Here is a 2,659-nt window from a genome sequence, read left to right on the forward strand (position 1 = left end):
AGTACCAGCGTACGGCCCACAGAATGATGTCACGCTGAAAATGCCGGCCTTTGAATGGGTTCATGTGCAGCTCCATCAGCAAAAGGGGATGATAAGTTTATCACCACCGACTATTTGCAACAGTGCCGAAAATAGCATTGATTTAGAGCTTTATGATCCAAAGCATACTGCAACCAACCAAACACAGGGTTTGAAATTACTGAGCAGTGAAAAACCTAGAACATTAACCAATGTCCCACTTAAAGTAACGACCACTAATATTCCATTAAGACATAGTGCCGCAGTAAGGGCAGCAGAAACCATGCTGATGGCGGATAGTACAACTTCAACCACTTTTTATAATTGTACAACAGGTTTTAATGTGAAAAACGCTGCGGGTACAAAATTTGCGACCACAGCGGCTCACTGTAAGAATTACAAAATTACTGTAGATGACCGCAAGACAACTGGCAATGATAATATTGCACTAACCTTTGTGGGAGACTTCTGGAATGGTAGTCAGGATTTCCAAACCATGAGTTTAGTATCATCTACACATACCTTGAACCCAGAATTTTTCGCCAGTGACAATGTGGTCAAAACTCTAACTGGTCGACGTACACAAGGTAACACACCTGTTGGTACGTATGTCTGTCATTATGGAATGAAAACTGGTTATAGTTGTGGTACGGTTCAGTCGACCGCATTTAAAGCATTTGGTACTGACAATAAATGTGGACCATCAGGGGCAGGTGTGTGTAATGCAACATGGGTAAAAGTTTCAGGTCCAACGTTGGATTGTTGGGGTGGCGATAGTGGTGGTCCAATCTTTATTGGAAGTGTGGCGGCAGGGTTATTATCTACTGCAACTTATCAAGGCACATGGAGTTCTTCCATGAAAGGTCAGGGGTATTGCGGAGGTGCCGCCAAACCTAATGGATATATGACCTATATGTCTACTGATGAACTCTATAAAGAGGGTTACTCATTATTATACGGACAATAACGATGACTAGAATATTTATACTGATGTTCGTCGTTGGACTTTTGAGCGCTTGTCATAAGCCTTCATCAGCCGATCAGTCCAAGATACAAGAATTACAAGTGATGTCCTTTAGTGAGCAGACCTTGGCGCAATTTTCTTGGGAATTAATCGAGGCAACAAATGCTAATAGTGAACGTATAGATTCATTATTTCTGGCTTCAAAACCTGACCAACCTATCACGCTAAAATTTGCAGAAAAGATGCTGTATATTGGGAATTTGTTTTGTAATATAAATTCGATTGGTATTCATTTTAAGGGCAATCATTTATATGCTGAACAACCAATTGTTGCCACAATGATGGGCTGTCCTGATGATATCAACTTACGTGAAAGTACGATGATAGATATTCTGGTGAATGCTCCCACATTATATCTTCAATCTCGTAAGGGGCAGGCACAACTGCTTATAGAAACACAAAAAAAAGAGAAATTGATTTTTAAAGGTGTTCAAGTCAACAAGTAGTCTAAATTCTTGCAGTACACTGATGAAAATCATAAGGTAAAGTTAGATATGAGGAAGCCCAATCATTTAGTTGGGCTTCTTTGTTTAAATATAATTTTAAGAGCCGGTAACTTATTTTCTGTAAGTTCCCTTTTACTATTTTTCTTTTGAGTATTTTATTAATCTAATTCTTTTACGCACTCAATAAGTATTACCACTATACCAACTCTTAGAAAGAGCTTTGAATTCCCTATTTAACATAATGGTGGTTATACGCAATACACTTGTATATTAATATAAATATCAATCACTTGAAAATTTAGCCATGACTAAGAAAAAGCAAAAAATCGGCTTTTGTAATAAGTTGGTGAGTTTTTAAGCAGATCTGTAATATTTTGCCAGTAAATTTGATTAAAAAACGATCAATTTGGCAATCAGTGCCCATTTCATCGGCTTTCAGGATCCGAAACTATCCCCAATGGCTGTGGATAAAATTTAGGCTATTTTGTACGCCCTGGCGCACAACAATCTCGGCTCTTTGCGGCTACCAGGAACAGTGGAATTTTCCTATGATGAACTCATCAGGAACAGGAAGTTCCAAACAACAAGAATAAGAAAGATCGCACCAGGAGCGTGAGGTAAGACAGGAGTCATACCTAGCAACCCAATATGAGAAACCCCGGCAGGATGCTGGGGTTTTTTATTGTCTGCATTTAAGGTCTAATCAGTCTTAGCCAATTCATTTTGGTTGATAAGTTTAATCAGCGCATTTTGAACAAACTCATCAAGTTCAATCCCTTTTTCTTTTATGATGGTTTCTATCTTTGCTAGCGTTTCACTTTCTAATTCGAACTCGATTTCTGCTGATGTTTCCATGAGTAAATCATAGTTATTTTCGACTATCTTTTTAAAGGTTTCTTCTAGATCTTTTGTTGATGGAATATTGAAAGATAAGCGTAATGAGCTATTGATAATTTCAATATGGGTATACCCTAAATATTCAGTACTTTTTCCCACAAATCCTAAGTGCTTCATAAAAAACCTTAAATAAATATAGTAGAGAGCAGAGGTGGTCCCACTTGTTTGAACAACTAAAAGCGTATTTATAAGTGATATTCCGCTCTAGTTAAGCCACCTTGTTTTGTTGGGGTAGCTGATCATAGTAAAACTCATTTGGTGTCATTTTGTCTAG

Annotated in this window: 3 protein-coding genes; 2 read left to right on the top strand and 1 reads right to left on the bottom strand. The window is 37.9% G+C overall.

Going from position 1 to position 2,659, the window contains the following annotated elements; all coding sequences use genetic code 11:
* The coding region (locus FTV25_RS16240; RefSeq protein WP_349665759.1) for a S1 family peptidase at positions 1 to 985 on the top strand (985 nt) is incomplete at its 5' end.
* A gap of 2 nt (positions 986 to 987) precedes the next feature.
* Positions 988 to 1,488, top strand: a complete 501-nt coding sequence (locus tag FTV25_RS15820; protein ID WP_074163995.1) for an META domain-containing protein — start codon at positions 988 to 990, stop codon at positions 1,486 to 1,488.
* Positions 1,489 to 2,187: 699 nt separating this feature from the next.
* Here FTV25_RS15820 and FTV25_RS15825 read toward each other — a convergent pair.
* Positions 2,188 to 2,502, bottom strand: coding sequence for a hypothetical protein (locus tag FTV25_RS15825; protein ID WP_104505826.1), 315 nt, complete (start codon positions 2,500 to 2,502; stop codon positions 2,188 to 2,190).
* Between the last annotated feature and the right edge of the window lie 157 nt (positions 2,503 to 2,659).

The sequence above is a fragment of the Acinetobacter sp. YH12249 genome, from assembly GCF_013417475.1.
In the GTDB taxonomy this organism is placed as follows: Bacteria; Pseudomonadota; Gammaproteobacteria; order Pseudomonadales; family Moraxellaceae; genus Acinetobacter.

Coding starts and splice junctions, on each gene's coding strand:
- FTV25_RS15820 (WP_074163995.1), top strand. CDS start 988: ATGACTAGAATATTTATACTGATGTTCGTCGTTGGACTTTTGAGCGCT.
- FTV25_RS15825 (WP_104505826.1), bottom strand. CDS start 2,502: ATGAAGCACTTAGGATTTGTGGGAAAAAGTACTGAATATTTAGGGTAT.